Annotated in this window: 15 protein-coding genes; 11 read left to right on the forward strand and 4 right to left on the reverse strand. The window is 66.8% G+C overall.

From position 1 onward, the window contains the following. The first annotated feature begins 39 nt into the window (after window positions 1–39). From lpxD to AC0Z6F_RS06735, 8 genes are all read left to right on the forward strand, one after another. Window positions 40–1,062: a UDP-3-O-(3-hydroxymyristoyl)glucosamine N-acyltransferase gene (lpxD, locus tag AC0Z6F_RS06700; protein WP_004150979.1), complete on the forward strand. Its 1,023-nt coding sequence runs from the start codon at window positions 40–42 to the stop codon at window positions 1,060–1,062. Beyond that, on the forward strand, window positions 1,059–1,517 hold the full coding sequence (fabZ, locus tag AC0Z6F_RS06705; protein ID WP_004150978.1) for a 3-hydroxyacyl-ACP dehydratase FabZ: 459 nt from the start codon (window positions 1,059–1,061) through the stop codon (window positions 1,515–1,517). The genes lpxD and fabZ overlap by 4 nt, the downstream gene beginning before the upstream one ends. Window positions 1,518–1,533: 16 nt before the next feature. Continuing rightward, entirely contained in the window at window positions 1,534–2,325 is a 792-nt protein-coding gene (gene lpxA / locus AC0Z6F_RS06710) for an acyl-ACP--UDP-N-acetylglucosamine O-acyltransferase (protein WP_012510508.1), read from the forward strand. Window positions 2,326–2,378: 53 nt separating this feature from the next. After that, complete coding sequence (lpxB, locus tag AC0Z6F_RS06715; protein ID WP_065722854.1) at window positions 2,379–3,581, forward strand: lipid-A-disaccharide synthase; 1,203 nt, start codon at window positions 2,379–2,381, stop codon at window positions 3,579–3,581. Then, entirely contained in the window at window positions 3,578–4,252 is a 675-nt protein-coding gene (locus AC0Z6F_RS06720) for a ribonuclease HII (RefSeq protein WP_012510506.1), read from the forward strand. The genes lpxB and AC0Z6F_RS06720 overlap by 4 nt, the downstream gene beginning before the upstream one ends. Window positions 4,253–4,511: 259 nt before the next feature. Next, window positions 4,512–8,102, forward strand: coding sequence for a DNA polymerase III subunit alpha (dnaE, locus tag AC0Z6F_RS06725; RefSeq protein WP_004150958.1), 3,591 nt, complete (start codon window positions 4,512–4,514; stop codon window positions 8,100–8,102). 55 nt (window positions 8,103–8,157) lie between these two features. Then, window positions 8,158–9,027: a hypothetical protein gene (locus AC0Z6F_RS06730; protein ID WP_485616824.1), complete on the forward strand. Its 870-nt coding sequence runs from the start codon at window positions 8,158–8,160 to the stop codon at window positions 9,025–9,027. 113 nt (window positions 9,028–9,140) lie between these two features. Then, window positions 9,141–10,100 (forward strand): acetyl-CoA carboxylase carboxyltransferase subunit alpha, encoded by a 960-nt coding sequence (locus AC0Z6F_RS06735; protein ID WP_012510504.1) that lies wholly within the window; start codon window positions 9,141–9,143, stop codon window positions 10,098–10,100. A gap of 140 nt (window positions 10,101–10,240) precedes the next feature. Here AC0Z6F_RS06735 and AC0Z6F_RS06740 read toward each other — a convergent pair whose 3' ends face one another. Further along, a complete protein-coding gene (locus AC0Z6F_RS06740) occupies window positions 10,241–10,696 on the reverse strand; it encodes a CopD family protein (RefSeq protein WP_012510503.1) in 456 nt (151 codons plus the stop codon). A 147-nt stretch (window positions 10,697–10,843) separates the two neighbouring features. Between AC0Z6F_RS06740 and AC0Z6F_RS06745 the strand changes: the two genes are divergently transcribed. Both AC0Z6F_RS06745 and AC0Z6F_RS06750 read left to right on the forward strand, forming a co-directional pair. Beyond that, a complete protein-coding gene (locus AC0Z6F_RS06745; RefSeq protein ID WP_012510502.1) occupies window positions 10,844–11,434 on the forward strand; it encodes a class I SAM-dependent DNA methyltransferase in 591 nt (196 codons plus the stop codon). Between the two features lie 93 nt (window positions 11,435–11,527). Next, on the forward strand, window positions 11,528–12,835 hold the full coding sequence (locus tag AC0Z6F_RS06750) for a polyhydroxyalkanoate depolymerase (protein WP_012510501.1): 1,308 nt from the start codon (window positions 11,528–11,530) through the stop codon (window positions 12,833–12,835). Between the two features lie 138 nt (window positions 12,836–12,973). Here the strand turns inward: AC0Z6F_RS06750 and AC0Z6F_RS06755 are convergent, their stop codons facing one another. Together AC0Z6F_RS06755 and AC0Z6F_RS06760 are read right to left on the reverse strand one after the other, a co-directional pair. Beyond that, a complete protein-coding gene (locus AC0Z6F_RS06755) occupies window positions 12,974–13,963 on the reverse strand; it encodes a sensor domain-containing protein (RefSeq protein WP_485616826.1) in 990 nt (329 codons plus the stop codon). Continuing rightward, complete coding sequence (locus AC0Z6F_RS06760; protein ID WP_004150914.1) at window positions 13,960–14,325, reverse strand: PadR family transcriptional regulator; 366 nt, start codon at window positions 14,323–14,325, stop codon at window positions 13,960–13,962. Before AC0Z6F_RS06760 ends, AC0Z6F_RS06755 begins: the two co-directional genes overlap by 4 nt. 136 nt (window positions 14,326–14,461) lie before the next feature. On the opposite strand from AC0Z6F_RS06760, the gene AC0Z6F_RS06765 reads away from it, so the two are divergent. Then, window positions 14,462–15,361 carry a peptidylprolyl isomerase gene (locus tag AC0Z6F_RS06765; RefSeq protein WP_448122735.1) on the forward strand — a complete coding sequence of 300 codons (900 nt, stop codon included), beginning with the start codon at window positions 14,462–14,464 and terminating at the stop codon, window positions 15,359–15,361. A 577-nt stretch (window positions 15,362–15,938) separates the two neighbouring features. On the opposite strand, the gene AC0Z6F_RS06770 is transcribed toward AC0Z6F_RS06765, so the two are convergent. Beyond that, window positions 15,939–16,811 (reverse strand): DMT family transporter, encoded by an 873-nt coding sequence (locus AC0Z6F_RS06770; RefSeq protein WP_012510498.1) that lies wholly within the window; start codon window positions 16,809–16,811, stop codon window positions 15,939–15,941. Between the last annotated feature and the right edge of the window lie 56 nt (window positions 16,812–16,867).

Here is a 16,867-nt window from a genome sequence, read left to right on the forward strand (position 1 = left end):
CCGCATGACCGCAATGGCGTCACACGTTAAACTCCCGCCGTGAATACTCCCACCTACACCGCCCAGCAACTCGCCGAGCAGTTCGGCCTGCAGGTCCATGGCGACCCCGCCACCGCCATCCATGGCGTGGCCACCCTCGCCCATGCCGGCCCAGGCCAGCTGACCTTCCTCGCCAACCCGCGCTACCGCGCGCAGCTGGCCGACAGCCACGCCTCGCTGGTGGTGCTGCGTGCCGAAGACGCCGAGGCCGCCCCCGGCGCCGCGCTCGTGGCCAAGGACCCGTACACCACCTTCGCCAAGATCGCAGCACTGTTCGACATCGCGCCGACGCGCCCGCCGGGCATCCATCCCAGCGCCGTCATCGATCCCAGCGCCCAGGTCGCGGCCAGCGCGCATATCGGTCCGTTCGTCTCCATCGGCGCACGCAGCGTGGTCGGCGAGAACTGCATCATCGGCACCGGCAGCGTGATCGGCGAAGACTGCAGCCTGGACACCGGCTGTGAACTGATTGCCCGGGTTACCCTGGTGACCCGGGTCAAGCTCGGCAAGCGCGTGCGCGTGCACCCCGGTGCCGTGCTCGGCGCCGATGGCTTCGGCCTGGCGATGGACGCCGGCAAGTGGATCAAGGTGCCGCAGCTCGGTGGCGTCCGCATCGGCGACGATTGCGAAATCGGCGCCAACACCTGCGTCGACCGTGGCGCGCTGGAAGACACCGTGCTGGACGAGGACGTGCGCCTCGACAACCTGGTGCAGATCGCGCACAACGTGCAGATCGGCGCGCACTCGGCCATCGCCGGCTGCACCGGCATCGCCGGCAGCGCCAAGATCGGCCGCTACTGCCTGCTCGGCGGCCACGTCGGTGTGGTCGGCCACCTCGAGATCTGCGACAAGGTCGTGATCACCGGCAAGTCCGTGGTCCGCAACTCCATCCATGAGCCGGGCGAGTATTCGTCCGGTACCCCGTTGACCGATAACCGCACGTGGCGCAAGAACGCCGCGCGCTTCAAGCAGCTGGACGCATTGGCTCGCCGCGTCCTGGCTGCTGGCAAGGAGAAAGAATGAACGACACGCTGCAGCTTCCGATCGACGTCTGCCAGATCCAGGAACTGCTCCCGCACCGTTACCCGTTCCTGCTGGTCGACCGGGTGCTTGAGCTCGACATCGAGGCCAAGCGCATCCTGGCGCAGAAGAACGTGAGCATCAACGAGCCCTTCTTCCAGGGCCATTTCCCGGGCCGCCCGATCATGCCCGGCGTGCTGATCATCGAAGCGCTGGCCCAGGCCGGTGGCGTGATGACCCAGCTCACGCTCGGCCGCGACTCGCAGTCCAAGCTGTTCTACATGGTCAAGGTGGAAAACGCCCGCTTCAACAAGCAGGTCGTCCCCGGCGACGTGCTGCTGCTGGATGTGCAGATGAAGCGCTTGATCCGCAACATGGGCTGGTACTACGGCGAAGCCAAGGTCAACGGTGAAGTCGTTGCCTCGGCCGAAGTCATGTGTGCCGGCGCCAAGGGCTGATCCACTGGAGGCAGGAATGACTGACAACGCACCCCGGATCCACCCGACTGCCGTCATCGATCCGGCCGCGCGCCTGGCCGATGACGTTCAGGTGGGCGCCTTCACCCTGATCGGTGCCGATGTGGAAATCGGCGCCGGTACGGTGGTCGGCCCCCATTGCAGCATCCACGGCCCGACCCGGATCGGCCGCGACAACCGCTTCGTCGGCCACGCCGCGATCGGTGGCGAACCGCAGGACAAGAAGTTTGCCGGCGAGCGCACCGAACTGGTGATCGGCGACCGCAACGTGTTCCGTGAGTTCGTGACCGTGAACCGCGGCACCGGCGGTGGCGGTGGCATCACCACCATCGGCAACGACAACTGGATGCTGGCCTACACGCATGTGGCGCACGATTGCCATGTCGGCAACTTCTGCGTGTTCTCCAACAACACCACCCTGGCCGGCCACGTGACCGTGGGCGACTACGTGATCATCAGCGGCTTCGCCGGTGCCCACCAGTTCTGCCGCATCGGCGCGCATGCCTTCCTCGGCATGGGCGCGCTGACCAACGGTGACGTACCGCCGTTCACCATGGTCGGCACCGACTCGCTGGGCCGCCCGCGTGGCATCAACAGCGAAGGGCTGAAGCGCCGTGGCTTCGATGCCGAGCGCATCTCCGCCATCAAGCGTGCCTACCGCACCCTGTACGTGGCCGGCCTGCCGCTGGCCGAGGCCAAGCAGCAGCTGACCGAGCAGGCGCGCGGCAGCGATGACGTGAAGGCCATGCTGGACTTCATCGAGCATGCCGAGAGGCCGTTGCTGCGATGAGCAGCGCGACCGGCCAGGCGCCGGCCGGCGCCGCCGTGATCCCGCTGGCCTCGATGGCCGGCAGCGTCCCTGCGCAGCGGGTGCTCAGCGAGCGCCCACTGCGGATCGCCCTCGTCGCCGGTGAAGCCTCCGGCGACCTGCTCGGTGCAGGCCTGGTGCGTGAACTGAAGGCGCGCTTCCCGAATGCCGAGTTCGCCGGCATCGGCGGCGATGCCATGCGCAGCGCCGGCTGCCAGACCTGGCACGATGCCAGCGAACTGGCGGTGATGGGCCTGACCGAAGTGCTGCGCCACCTGCCACGCCTGCTGAAGCTGCGCTCGGCGTTCCGCCAGCGCGCGCTGGAATGGCAGCCGGACGTGTTCATCGGTATCGACGCCCCTGACTTCAACCTCGGTATCGAGCGCTGGCTGAAGCAGCGTGGTGTGCGCACCGTGCATTACGTCAGCCCATCGGTCTGGGCCTGGCGCGAGAAGCGCGCCGAGAAGATCGGCAGCAGTGCCGACCTGGTGCTGTGCCTGTTCCCGATGGAACCGCCGATCTATGCCAAGCACGGCGTCGACGCGCGCTTCGTCGGTCATCCGATGGCCGATGACATTCCGCTGCAGGGCAACCGTGAGGAAGCCCGGGCCGCGCTAGGCCTGCCGACCTCGGCCAAGGTGCTGGCGGTGCTGCCGGGCAGCCGCCTGGGTGAAATCTCGCGGCTGGGTGAACCCTTCTTCGAGGCCGCCTGGCAGGTCTCCGAGCGCATCCCGGGCCTGCATGTGGTGGTGCCTGCCGCCAACCCGGCCTGCAAGCGCCTGATCGAAGAGCAGCTGTCACGCTCGGCGTTGCCGGTGGCGTACTCGCATGTGCTCGACGGCCAGGCCCGCAACGCGATGATTGCCGCCGATGTGGTGGTGCTGGCCTCCGGCACCGCGACCCTGGAGGCAATGCTGGTGAAACGGCCGATGGTGGTCGGTTACCGCGTCAACGAGCTGACCTACCGGCTGGTCAAGGCGCTGGGCCTGATCAAGGTGGACCGTTTCGCACTGCCCAACATCCTGGCTGGCCAGGACCTGGCGCCGGAACTGATGCAGCACGACTGCACGCCGGACAAGCTGGCCGCTGCCGTCCAGCAGTGGTTCGACCACCCGCAGCGGGTGACCGACCTGCAGGGCACCTATGCCCGGCTGCATGAGCGCCTGCGCCGCAATGCCTCGGCCCGCGCCGCCGACGCCGTCGGCGAACTGCTGATGCGCGAGCAGGACCGGGCATGAGCCGCCGCCACGCCGCAGCGGCCAGCCTGGCGCTGTTCGACGGCAACGCGGTGATCGAGCCGGAGCGCCTGGTCGCCGGCGTCGACGAAGCCGGCCGCGGCCCGCTGGCCGGGCCGGTAGCGGTGGCGGCGGTGGTGTTCGACCCGGCGCGGCCACGCATCAATGGCCTGGACGATTCCAAGCAGCTGACCGCGGCCCGTCGCGAGCAGCTGCATGACCGCATCATCGAACGGGCGCTGGCCTGGCACGTGGTGCTGGTGGACGTGGACACCATCGACCGCCTGAACATCTACCAGGCGACCCTGCAGGGCATGCGCGACGTGGTCGCGGCCGTAGCCCATGTGGCGGGCTTCGCCCGCATCGATGGCAACGTGGTGCCGAAGGGCCTGGTGCTGCCGGCACAGGCGCTGGTCGGAGGCGACGGCATCGACCGCGCGATCATGGCGGCCTCGATCCTGGCCAAGGTCTCGCGCGACCGTTACATGCTGGACGTGCACTCCCGCCACCCGCAATACGGCTTCGAGCAGCACAAGGGCTACGGCACCCCGGCCCACCTGGCCGCCCTGCGCGAGCACGGTCCCTGCGTGGAGCACCGGCGCAGCTTCGCCCCGGTGCGCGAGTGCCTGGAAGCGCCGCCGGCTGCGGCTGACATCGCCATCGCGATCGCCTGAACAATGGCCGCCGGGCATGGCCCGGCGCTACCACGGCAACGTGGACGCACCCGGCGACCGGGAATCCGCGTACTCGGCAATATGAACGCATCCGATAGCGCCGGACCATGCCCGGCGGCATGCGCGCAATCGCCGTACCGTCAAGCCTTGTCGCCACCCCCTGCCCTCGCTACCCTGACCGGGCACTCCAGCGCTTCCCGACCCCGGCGACGATTCCCCCGTCAGCACCCGGGGCCCGCGCGCTCCAACCTGGTCCGGCATGTCCAACTCCCGCTTCGTACATCTCCACGTCCACACCGAGTTCTCGCTGGCGGACTCGACCATCCGTGTGCCGGCCAAGCCCGATCAGGCCGACCCGAAGAAGGCCAAGCAGGCCAACCTGCTGTCGCGCTCGGTCGAGCTTGGCCTGCCCGCGCTGGCGGTGACCGACCTCAACAACCTGTTCGCCCTGGTCAAGTTCTACAAGGCGGCCGAAGGCGTGGGCATCAAGCCGATCGCCGGCGCCGACGTGCTGATCGCCGAGGAAGGCCAGGACCCGTGGCGGATGACCCTGCTGTGCCGCGACCGTGAGGGCTACCTGAGCCTGTCGCGCCTGCTGACCCGCGCCTGGATGGAAGGCCATCGCCCGGAAGGCGGCGTGGCAATCCACCCGGACTGGCTGAAGGCCGGCAACGCCAACCTGTTCGCACTCGCTGGCCGGCAGAGCCTGGCCGGGCGCCTGGCGCTGGACGGCAAGCATGAACTGGCCGAGCAGCAGCTGGCCGACTGGCAACGCGTGTTCGGCGACGGCCTGCACCTGGAGCTGACCCGCACCGGCCGCGAGGGCGAGGAAACCTTCAACCAGTTCGCGCTGATGGCCGCAGGCCAGCGTGGCCTGCCGGTGGTGGCCAGCAACGACGTACGCTTCCTGTCGCCGACGGATTTCAGCGCGCACGAAGCGCGCGTGTGCATTTCCACCGGCCGCGTGCTGGACGACCCCAAGCGCCCGCGCGAGTACAGCGACCAGCAGTACCTGAAGTCGGCCGAGGAGATGTGTGCGCTGTTCGCCGACATCCCCGATGCGATCGACAACACACTGGCGCTGGCCGAACGCTGCAACATCGAGATGCGGCTGGGCACCTACTTCCTGCCCAACTACCCGGTGCCCGACGACGAGACCCTGGACACCTGGATCCAGAAGATGTCGCGCGACGGCCTGGAAGAGCGCCTGGAGAAGAATCCGCTGGCGCCGGGCAAGACCCGCGAGGAGTACTTCGAACGCCTGGAGTTCGAGCTCAACACCATCATCAAGATGGGCTTCCCGGGTTACTTCCTGATCGTTGCCGACTTCATCCAGTGGGGCAAGAACCAGGGCATCCCGATCGGCCCGGGCCGTGGTTCGGGTGCCGGCTCACTGGTGGCGTGGGCGCTGAAGATCACCGACCTGGACCCGCTGCCGTACAACCTGCTGTTCGAGCGATTCCTCAACCCGGAACGCGTGTCGATGCCCGACTTCGACATCGACTTCTGCATGGATCGCCGCGACGAAGTGATCGACTACGTTGCGCGCAAGTACGGGCGCGAGCGCGTCAGCCAGATCATCACCTACGGCACCATGGCCGCCAAGGCAGTGGTGCGTGACTCCGGCCGCGTGCTCGGTTTCCCGTACGGCCTGGTCGACGGTGTCTCCAAGCTGATCCCGAACATCCTCGGCATCCACCTGAAGGATGCGCTGGGCAAGGGCAAGGAAGGCCCGAGCTCGGAAATGGCCTCGGCCGAACTGATCCAGCGCTACGAGAGCGAGGACGATGTCCGCGACCTGATCGACCTGGCGCTGCAGCTGGAAGACCTGACCCGCAACGCCGGCAAGCACGCCGGTGGCGTGGTGATCGGGCCGGAGCCGCTGAGCGAGTTCTGCCCGTTGTACGCCGAACACGACGAGAACGGGCTCGGCAAGAACCCGGTCACCCAGTTCGACAAGAACGACGTGGAAGAAGTGGGCCTGGTGAAGTTCGACTTCCTCGGCCTGCGCACGCTGACCATCATCGACTGGGCGGTGAAGGCGATCAACAAGCGCCATGAGCGCGCCGGCATTCCGCCGGTGGACATCGCCGCAATCCCGCTCGACGACACGCCCACCTACAAGGACATCTTCGCCAACGGCAATACCGGCGCGGTGTTCCAGTTCGAATCCTCGGGCATGCGGCGCCTGCTGAAGGACGCGCGCCCTGACCGGTTCGAAGACCTGATCGCGCTGGTGTCGCTGTACCGCCCCGGCCCGATGGACCTGATTCCTTCCTTCAACGCGCGTAAGCACGGCCAGGAAGAAATCATCTATCCCGATCCGCGTACCGAAGCGATCCTGAAGGACACCTACGGCATCATGGTGTACCAGGAGCAGGTGATGCAGATGGCGCAGATCGTCGGCGGCTACTCGCTGGGCGGCGCCGACCTGCTGCGCCGCGCGATGGGCAAGAAGGTGCCGGCCGAAATGGCCAAGCACCGCGAGATCTTCCGCGAAGGTGCGGCCAAGGACGGTGTGGACGAAGCCAAGGCCGATGCGATCTTCGACCTGATGGAGAAGTTCGCCGGCTACGGCTTCAACAAGTCGCACGCCGCCGCCTACGCGCTGGTCAGTTACCAGACCGCCTGGCTCAAGCGTCATTACCCGGCCGAGTTCATGGCGGCCACGCTGTCCTCGGACCTGGACAACACCGAGAAGGTGGTGGGCTTCCTGGACGAGGTGCGCAACCTCGGCCTGACCGTGCTGCCGCCGAAGGTGAACCACTCGGCCTTCATGTTCGAAGCGGTTACCCCGGACACCATCCAGTACGGCCTGGGCGCGATCAAGGGCGTCGGCCAGGGTGCCTGCGAGGCGGTGGTGGACGAACGCCTGAAGGGCGGCGACTACAAGGACCTGCTCGACTTCTGCACCCGCGTCGGTTCGGCCAAGCTCAACCGGCGCACGCTGGAGGCGATGATCAACTGCGGCGCGCTGGACGAGCTGGGCCACAACCGCGCCTCGTTGATGCTGCAACTGCCGGAAGTGATCAAGGCCACCGAGCAGATGGCGCGCGAGCGTGCCTCCGGCCAGAATTCGCTGTTCGGCGGCCCCGACCCAAGCACGGTGACCATCCAGCTGGACCTTCCCGAAGCCGAGGAATGGCCGCTGCTGCAGCGCCTCAATGGCGAGCGCGACACGCTGGGCTTCTACCTCAGCGGGCATCCGTTCGACCCGTGGCGCGACGACGTGCGCGACCTGGTCGGTACTGACCTGGGTTCGGTGGAAAAGATCTGGAGCGCCAACAGCGGTGGCGGTGGCGGCGGCGAGAAGCGCTGGCGACCGGAGGTGCAGACGGTGCTGGCCGGCCAGGTGGTCGGCGTGCGCCGCAAGGGTGAGAGCCAGATCTTCATCCAGCTCGAAGATGGTCGCGGTCGCGTCGAGTGCAGCGCGTTCTCCGACGCGATGGCCGAGTTCGGCCACCTGATGACCAAGGACCGCATCCTGGTGGTCAAGGGCGGCCTGCGCGAGGACGAATTCAACGGTGGTTTCGCATTGCGCATCCGCCAGTGCTGGGACTTTGACGAAGTCTGCGCCAACTACGCCACGAGGTTGTCGCTGCGCCTGGACCTGCGCCAGCAGCGCCCGGTCTGGGAACGCATCGATGCGCTGCTCGACCGCCATCGCCCCGGCCGCACGCCACTGCGCCTGGACCTGCTGCTGAAGGGCCCGCATGGCGGTGTTGCCGGCATGCTCGATGTCTCCGGACAGAGTGCGGTACGCATCGATTCCAAGCTGATGGAGGCGCTGCGCGCCGACCCGGCCGTGCGCACGCTGAAGGTGCGCTACAGCCCGCCATGGGCCAGCTGAGGCTGGCTCCCTCGTGTTCCTGTTCCTCCGTTCCAAATATCAAGGACGATTGCCGATGAAGACCCTGCTGTTCCCGTTCGCCGCTGCGCTCGCGCTGGCCGCCTGCTCCCCGTCGAAGATCGAGTTCCAGATCGACAACCCGACCGACACGCCGCTGGCAGTGAGCATCGACGGCCAGGACCTGCCGGTGGCCGCACAGGGCTCGCGCCCGATTTCGCTGGCCGTGGGCGAGCATCGCCTGCACACCGACAAGCTCGGCGACGTGCGCTTCATCGTCTACGTCGACGGTCGTGGTGGCCTGATCAACCCGACCCTGAGCGAGTACGTGGTCGCCCGCGAAATCTACGTCACCGACGAGAGCAAGCTGAAGAACTTCGGCACCGGCAAGGCCGGCATCGAGCTGGGCGGCGTCGACTTCGAAGGCCCGTTCGAGAAGAGCCACGCGCTGTTCATCGACAAGACCTGGACCTACGGCGTGCGCGAACCGTTCCCCAAGGAAAAGGTGGTCGCCCACGTCGATTCCAGCGGCGGCCAGATCGTGGCCAAGGTGTTCACCGCGCCGGACTTCATCGCCTACGTGGAAGAAGGCATGGGCGAGCCCGGCGCATTCAAGCGCGAGCAGCCGGCCGGCTACGTGGCGCCGGCGTTCAGCCTGGAACCGGCCCCGGCCAGCCTGCCGGCGCTGGTGCCAGCCTTCGAGGCGCATGCCGCGCCGCTGCGTGAGGTCTATGCGCGCTGGCTGAAGGCCACCACCGCCGATGAACAGAGAGCCCTGCGCAAGCAGGACTTCGCCGCGCAGATGGCCTTCACCTCGGCCACCGCCACGCTGGGCAGCGGGCTGGGCCGTGAGGCCAACGAGGCCTACAACGACTTCGTTTCCCAGCGCAGCCAGCTGATGGGCCGCAGCGCCCTGGTGGTGCCCTGAGTTGACTGGCGCCCCCCGCCCGGCTGCGTTACCGTCGCCTTCCAGACGAAGGCGTACGGGTGCTTTGCACGCATTCGGCTAGAATTCCCCTCTTCTTTACACGACGGCTTCCGATGAATCCGAACTACCTCGACTTCGAGCAACCCATCGCCGACCTGGAAGCCAAGATCCAGGAACTGCGCAACGCCAGTGCCGGGCCGGCGGTCAATGTCGAGGCGGAAGTGCACGCGCTGCAGGACAAGCTGCGCCTGCGCACCGCGCAGATCTTCCGTAACCTGACCTCGTGGCAGGTACTGCAGCTGGCCCGTCACCCGTCGCGCCCGTACACCGCCGACTACCTCCGCGTGATGTTCGATGAGTTCCAGGAGCTGGCCGGCGACCGTGCCTTCGCCGACGACAAGGCCATCATGGGCGGCCTGGCCCGCATCAACGGCCGTTCGGTGATGGTGATCGGCCACCAGAAGGGCCGCGACACCAAGGAAAAGATCAAGCGCAACTTCGGCATGCCCAAGCCGGAGGGCTACCGCAAGGCGCTGCGCCTGATGAAGATGGCCGAGCGCTTCGGCCTGCCGGTGCTGACCCTGATCGACACCGCCGGCGCTTGGCCGGGCATCGACGCCGAGTCGCGTGGCCAGTCCGAAGCGATCGCGCGCAACCTGATCGAGATGGCTGAGCTGAAGGTGCCGATCATCTGCACCGTGATCGGCGAAGGCGGCTCCGGCGGCGCGCTTGCGCTGGGCGTGGGTGACCGCACCGTGATGCTGGAATATGCGGTCTACTCGACCATCACCCCGGAAGGTTGCGCCTCGATCCTGTGGAAGGACGCCGGCAAGGCCAAGGACGCAGCCGAGCAGCTGGGCCTGACTGCCCCGCGCCTGAAGAGCCTGGGCCTGGTCGACAAGGTCGTGCGCGAGCCGACCGGTGGCGCCCACCGCAACCCGACGCAGATGGCCAAACGCCTGAAGGCGGTGCTGCTGAACGAACTGGACGCGCTGGAAAAGCTGTCCACCGAGCAGCTGCTGGAGCAGCGCTACACCCGCCTGCGCAGCTACGGCACGTACGAAGCGGCATAAGCCCGGTAGTGCCGGCCGCTGGCCGGCAACACGCAGGTGATTGCAGAAATGAAAGAGCCGGGCAGATGCCCGGCTCTTTCGTTTGCACCCTGACAGCATCCACGCATGGCGTCGATCTACCGGGTGCAGATGACCCCGCCTCAGAACGGCTTGGCCAGCACCAGCCACACGATCGGGATGAAGGCCAGCAGCGGGATCTCGTTGATCCAGCGCAGCGCGCGCGACGACGGCAGCGCCCTGCCCTTGGCCACGCCCTTGAGCAGGCGCCCGATCCAGATGAAATACGCCAGCAGCACGACCACCAGGCCCAGCTTGGCGTGCAACCAACCGGCACCGCCCGCGGCGACCATGGTCGGGAAATCCGGGATGACCTTGTAGCCCAGCCACAGCACCAGACCCAGCAGGAATGCCAACCCGAACATCGAGTGGCCGAAGCGGTACAGGCGCAGGCCCATCAGCTGCAGGCGCTCGGTCACCGCCGGCTGGCCAGCGGTCTCGGCCAGGTTCACCAGGATGCGCGGCAGATAGAACACCGTCGCCATCCACGCCACCACGAACACGATGTGGAAGGTCTTGACCCAGTAGTAGCTCTGCATGCGCTCGCTCCGGCGGCTGGCGTAGGTTGGCGGCCATTCTCGCATGCCGTGGCCGGGCCACCCCACGCGCCAGCGCCGCGACACATCGACGCATGGCACGCCGCAACGCCGTACGATAAGCGCCGTTTTCACCACTGCGACCGCCCCATGGACAAGACCTACGACGCCGCCTACTTCCAACGCTGGTACCGCAGCGCCGACATCGGCGGCAGCGCTCGACTGGCGCGCAAGGTCGCTCTGGCCGTGGCCAGCGCCGAGTACTACCTGGAACGGCCGATCCGCAGCGTGCTGGACATCGGCTGTGGCGAAGGCGCCTGGCGCGCACCGCTGCTGAAGCTGCGTCCGAAGGTCGAATACCTCGGCTTCGACAGCAGCGAGTACGCTGTGCGCCGCTACGGGCGGACCCGCAACCTGCACCTGGCCAGCTTCGGTGATTTCGCCTGGCTGCGGCCCTGTGCCCCGGTCGACCTGCTGATCTGCTCGGACGTGATGCACTACGTACCCAATCGCGAACTGCGCGCAGGCCTGGCCGGCGTGGCTGAACTGACCGCGGGCGTGGCCTTCCTGGAGACCTTCGCCGCCGAGGATGCGTTCGAAGGCGACCACGATGGCTTCCAGGCCCGCCCGGCGCGCTGGTACCGGCGTGAACTGGCCCGGCAGGGCCTGCAGCCGGTAGGGTCGCATTGCTGGCTCGGCCCCGCTCTGGCAGGCGATACGGCCGCGCTGGAGCGGATGTGAATCCGGATTCATTATTTTCAGTCAACTTAACCTGCGGGACACCCGGATGGGATATGCTGCGCGGCAACATATGACCATACATATTCGGTCGGCATGCTCTATCAACTGCACGAACTGACCCGCAACCTGCTCGCCCCCTGGGTGCACCAGGCCCAGGCCAACGCCAAGTTCTTCGCCACCCCGGGCCACTGGTGGTCGCAGATGCCCGGTGCCGATCGACTGGCGGCCGTCAATGAGCTGTTCCATCGCATCGGCAAGGATTACGAGAAGCCCGAATGGGGCATCAACGAAATCGATGTCGAAGGCGAGCGCGTGCCGATCGTCGTGCACGAGGAAGTGAGCAAGCCGTTCTGCAAGCTGCTGCGCTTCAAGCGCCACAGCAATGAAGCCGACCAGCTGCACACCATGCTCAACCAGCCGTTCGTGCTGGTGGTGGCGCCGCTGTCCGGCCACCACGCCACGCTGCTGCGCGACACCGTGCGCACCCTGCTGCGCGACCACCGCGTGTATGTGACCGACTGGGTCGACGCGCGCATGGTGCCGGCCAGCGAGGGCGAGTTCGGCCTCGACGACTACATCGCCTACATCCAGGAGTTCATCCGCCACCTCGGCGTCGAGCGCCTGCATGTGGTGAGCGTGTGCCAGCCGACGGTGCCGGTGCTGGCGGCGGTTTCGCTGATGGCCAGCCGTGGTGAACCGACCCCGCGCACGCTGGTGATGATGGGGGGCCCGATCGATGCGCGCTGCAGCCCAACCGCCGTCAACAACCTGGCCACGCAGAACCCGCTGTCGTGGTTCGAGAACAACGTCATCCACACCGTGCCGGGCAGCTATCCCGGCGCCGGCCGTCGCGTGTACCCGGGCTTCCTGCAGCACGCCGGCTTCCTGTCGATGAATCCCAGCCGCCACTTCAGCTCGCACTGGGATTTCTACACCGACCTGGTCAAGGGCGATCTCGAAGACGCCGACGCTCATCGCAACTTCTATGATGAGTACAACGCCGTGCTGGACATGCCGGCCAAGTACTACCTGGATACCATCCGCGTGGTGTTCCAGGACTTCCTGCTGCCGCGTGGCGAGTGGGTGGTCAACGGCGAAAAGGTCGATCCGTCGGCGATCCGCGATACCGCACTGTTGAGCATCGAAGGCGAGCTGGACGACATCGCCGGCCTCGGCCAGACCGAAGCGGCGCAGGCGCTGTGCACTGGCATCGGCGCGGACCGTCGCGAGCATTTCATCGTTGAAGGCGCCGGCCACTACGGCATCTTCAGCGGCCGTCGCTGGCGCGAAGTGGTGTACCCGAAGGTGCGCGATTTCTTCGCCGCGCATGCCGAAGCACCGGCGGCGAAGGCCTCAAAGAAGAAGAGCAACGTCACCCCGTTGCGCCGAAAGGCGGGGTAAACCGCCCGTGGTGGGTGCCGACCTTGGTCGGCGCTCCCGGGGTCGGATCCCTTTCCAGCGGAAAGGGCTCTGACCCCAGCACGATCGAATCCGGGGTCAGAGCCCTGTTCTGCGAACAGGGATCCGACCCCTGACCGCTTACAACCGCACCAGCAGGTTCTTGGCGATCAGCCCATGCAGCTTGCCGATGCCGCGTGCCAGATGCAGGGTCAGCACCAGCAGCAGCGCCCCCACTGCGGCAACCGCGATCGCCACCAGCGGCGAGGCCGCCATCGGCAGCACGTTCACGTCGTTGATGTACACGCCGGGGATGTCGCCACTGAAGATCGCTGCGACCGGTGCCCAGATCAGGCTCAGCGACAGCGACAGCAGCGTCACCGCGATGGTGAAGTAGATGATGCCCAGCGGCAGCATCAGCACGAAGTACAGCAGCGTCAGCCAGGTGCGGCCATCGGTGAACATGTCGCCAATGCGCTGCAGCCAGCTGCGGCTGCGGTCGGTGTACTGCGGCCGGCGCGGCATGCGCTCGCCCAGCAGCGCTTCCACCAGTCGCCCTTCCAGCAGCGCCAGCCCGCGCACCGAACCGAAGAACAGCACCGTCAACGGGATGCCGATGATCAGGATCATCAGACCCAGCGACAGCGACAGCCCGGTGACCACCCAGGTGAAGAAGAAGGTGCCAGTCGCCAGCGACAGCAACATGTAGAACAGCGCACCATAGGTATGCGGATCGGCCACCACGCCGAAGAAACGCGCCAGCAGCGAGCGCTGCACCGACGTCGGCGGCGGCGCGGCAGGCTCCACACCGCTCGCTTGCGCGGCCGCACGCAGCATCGGCGCAGTATCCGCACGCGGCGAGCGCAACGCACGGTTCACCGTCACCTCGGTCTCGCGGTAGATCTCGGCCACTTCGTCCGGCGCGCCATAGCTGCCGGCGACGTCGGCGATCACCTCGGTTTCGCTGCGCCCGGGCTGCGCTGCCAGCTCCGAGCGCAGATATTCCTCGGCGTCGTACAGCGCGTCCTGCACCATCGCCGGGTCGGCGCCTTCCAGCGCCGCGCGCAGCTGCGCCAGATACTGCGGAATGGTGGTCGGCAGGGCACTGCCTGCCAGGCTCGGGTCGTTCATTGTGGTACCCCCTCCAACACGGAATCGACGGAATCACGGGTGGCCTGCCAGGCCTGGCGCCATTGCGCCAACACCTCGCGGCCACGTTCATTGATGCGGTAGTAGCGCCGCGGCGGCCCGCTGCTGGACGGCTCCACATGGCTTTCCAACAGGCCGGCGCCCTCCAGGTTGCGCAGTACCGGGTACAGCGCGCTCTGCTTGCCGCTCAGCACGCCCTCGCCCACCCGCTCCAGTTCCTTGGCAATGAGGTAGCCATACAGGGGCTCCCCGGCCCGGGCCAGTACCGCCAGCAGGGCCAGCGACACCGTTCCGGCGCTGAGTTCCTTCTGGAACTTTTTCAGGTGGACATCGTCCTCGGACATGACCGGCCCTCCACTACGTTGAAGTCAACAGTAGTGCGAAGTTCGGTATAGCGAATGTGTCGTTAGTCACTCTGCCGGTTGGCGAGGCTGGGCGGCTCGCGCAGAATCGAAGCCTCGTTCATGTTCCGGGGTTCCCATGCCGCACCGTCGTCGCCTTGCCCTGACCGCCCTCACCCTGTCCTGCCTGCTGCCCGCCCTGGCCAGCGCGGCGCCCTACCGCAGCCCACAGCAGATCCTCGATGCGTCGGCGGCCAGCGACTGGCGCACGCCGGACCCGGCCAACCTGCTGTACATGGACCTGCCGACCGGTCGGGTGATCATCGAGCTGGCGCCGCAGTTCGCCCCACGCCATGTCGCCAACATCCAGACTTTCGCCCACGAGCACTTCTGGAACGGCACCAGCATCTACCGTTCGCAGGACAACTTCGTGGTGCAGTTCGGCGATGCCGACGCCGATGATGCGGCCAAGGCAAAGCCGTTCGGCAGTGCCGCGCGCAAGCTGCCGGCCGAGTTCGAACGTGCCAGTGCCGGCCTGAAGGTCAGCGTGCTGCCGGACCGCGATGGCTGGGCCGCGCAGACCGGTTTCGTCGACGGCTTCCCTGTGGGCCAGGACCCGCAGGCCGGCAAGGCCTGGCTGGCGCACTGCTACGGCATGCTGGGCGCGGGCCGCAGCAACGAGGAAGACAGCAGCATCGGTGCCGAACTCTATGTGGTAACCGGCCAGTCGCCGCGCCAGCTGGACCGCAACATCACCCTGGTCGGTCGTGTGCTGAAGGGCATGGAACTGATCAGCGCGACCCCGCGCGGCCCGGCGCCGATGGGCTTCTACACCGACCCAAAGCTGCGCACGCCGATCGTGTCGATCCGCCGCGCCAGCGATGTGCCGGCGGCCGAGCGCACGCCGATCCAGGTGCTGCGCACCGACTCGAAGACCTTCGCCGATACGGTGGAGGCGCGGCGCAATCGCGTGGATGATTTCTACAAGCGCCCGGCGGGGCATATCGATCTTTGCAATATTCCGGTACCGGTGAAGTAACGCCGTCGCGGGTTCTGCGCGTGGCGCGTGCTGAAGGTGCTTCACTGTTCATGGGCGTTGCTTTTCTTTGTACGCAAAGAAAAGTAACCAAAAGAAACGTTCCGCCAGCCGCGAGCCGATGCTGCGCACCGGTGCCCTGTGCTCCTCGGCCCGTCGAGGGACGGCGCGGGAACTCGCTGCGCTCAGACACCCGCGCCTCTTCGCCCTCGCCGGACCTGCGGTGCTCGGCTCGCTCAAGGCGGACCCAACGTCCAAGGCGACCGCATCATTCGCCGTGCATGGTCCGGCACTGTCGCTGCCCGCACTCGCGGCTGTGGCCTTTGATCTGGGTCCGCCTTGAGTGAGCCGAGCATCGCAGGGGAATCAGGGGCGAAGAGGTGCCGATGTCTGAGCGTAGCGAGTTCGGCACCGTCCCCTGATTCACCGAGAAGCGCAGGGGACCGACGTGCGAAGCACGGCGGCTCGCGACTTGGCGGCGCGTTTCTTTTGGTTACTTTTCTTTTCGCGCGAAAAGAAAAGTGACGCCCATGAACGATGAAGCACCTTCAGCACGCGCCACGCGCAAAACGCCAACGCATCAGCCCTTCTGACTCACCGCCACACTCCCCAGAATCAATGCACCGGCAATCAACATCTGCACCGTGACCGCTTCACCCAGGAACAGCCAGGCGAACGCTGCGCCGAACAACGGCACCAGATAGGTCACCGTCGATGCACGCGACGGGCCGATGCGGCCGATCAGGCGATAGAACATCAGGAAGGCGAATCCGGTGCAGACCACACCCAACGCGATCGCCGCGCCCCAGGCCTTGCCCGGGATCGGCCCCTGCGGCAGATGGGTGAGCGCCATCGGCAGCACCCACAGCGAGGCGCACGACAGCGTGGCGGCCGCCGCAGCAGCCGAGGGCAACCCGGTCATGTGCCGCTTCACCAGGTTCACGCCCATACCGTACAACAGCGAAGCGGCCGCGCCGGCCAGCACCGCCGTGCCGATGCTCAGGCCGGAGATCTTGGCCGTGGCCAACACCACTACGCCGGCAAAACCAACCAGCAGCGCACCCGCACGCCGCGCGCCGATCTTCTCGCCAAAGAACAGGAAGGCGATCAACGCAGCGAACAGCACCGTCATCGCATTGCAGATCGCGCCGATCGCTGCCGGTGCACGTTCGGCTGCGTAGGCGAACAGCACGAACGGCAATGCCGAATTGACCAGGCCGATCGGTGCCAGCCACAGCCAGCGCCGCGGCGGAAACTGCGCCCGCGCTTGCCACAGGAATGGCAGCAGCACCAGCGCGCCCAGTCCCAAACGCATCTCGACCAGCGCAAAGGGGCCGAACGACGGCACTGCCACCCGCATGAACAGGAACGAGCAGCCCCAGATGGCGCCCAGCAGGGTCAGTTCCAGCGGTGTGCGCCAGTCACGTTCGGCCGTCTGTGGCACCGCATTCATATCCGTTCTCCAACCATCACTGCATTCCTCGTCCGGCCTCACAGGATCGGCCGCAG

It is taken from the genome of Stenotrophomonas sp. 1L-E-5-B-C3, from assembly GCF_057292075.1.

Coding starts and splice junctions, on each gene's coding strand:
- AC0Z6F_RS06755 (WP_485616826.1), bottom strand. CDS start 13,963: ATGAACGACCCGAGCCTGGCAGGCAGTGCCCTGCCGACCACCATTCCG.
- AC0Z6F_RS06750 (WP_012510501.1), top strand. CDS start 11,528: ATGCTCTATCAACTGCACGAACTGACCCGCAACCTGCTCGCCCCCTGG.
- lpxA (WP_012510508.1), top strand. CDS start 1,534: ATGACTGACAACGCACCCCGGATCCACCCGACTGCCGTCATCGATCCG.
- AC0Z6F_RS06765 (WP_448122735.1), top strand. CDS start 14,462: ATGCCGCACCGTCGTCGCCTTGCCCTGACCGCCCTCACCCTGTCCTGC.
- AC0Z6F_RS06770 (WP_012510498.1), bottom strand. CDS start 16,811: ATGAATGCGGTGCCACAGACGGCCGAACGTGACTGGCGCACACCGCTG.
- AC0Z6F_RS06760 (WP_004150914.1), bottom strand. CDS start 14,325: ATGTCCGAGGACGATGTCCACCTGAAAAAGTTCCAGAAGGAACTCAGC.
- AC0Z6F_RS06740 (WP_012510503.1), bottom strand. CDS start 10,696: ATGCAGAGCTACTACTGGGTCAAGACCTTCCACATCGTGTTCGTGGTG.
- lpxB (WP_065722854.1), top strand. CDS start 2,379: ATGGCCGGCAGCGTCCCTGCGCAGCGGGTGCTCAGCGAGCGCCCACTG.
- AC0Z6F_RS06735 (WP_012510504.1), top strand. CDS start 9,141: ATGAATCCGAACTACCTCGACTTCGAGCAACCCATCGCCGACCTGGAA.
- AC0Z6F_RS06730 (WP_485616824.1), top strand. CDS start 8,158: ATGAAGACCCTGCTGTTCCCGTTCGCCGCTGCGCTCGCGCTGGCCGCC.
- AC0Z6F_RS06720 (WP_012510506.1), top strand. CDS start 3,578: ATGAGCCGCCGCCACGCCGCAGCGGCCAGCCTGGCGCTGTTCGACGGC.
- AC0Z6F_RS06745 (WP_012510502.1), top strand. CDS start 10,844: ATGGACAAGACCTACGACGCCGCCTACTTCCAACGCTGGTACCGCAGC.
- fabZ (WP_004150978.1), top strand. CDS start 1,059: ATGAACGACACGCTGCAGCTTCCGATCGACGTCTGCCAGATCCAGGAA.
- dnaE (WP_004150958.1), top strand. CDS start 4,512: ATGTCCAACTCCCGCTTCGTACATCTCCACGTCCACACCGAGTTCTCG.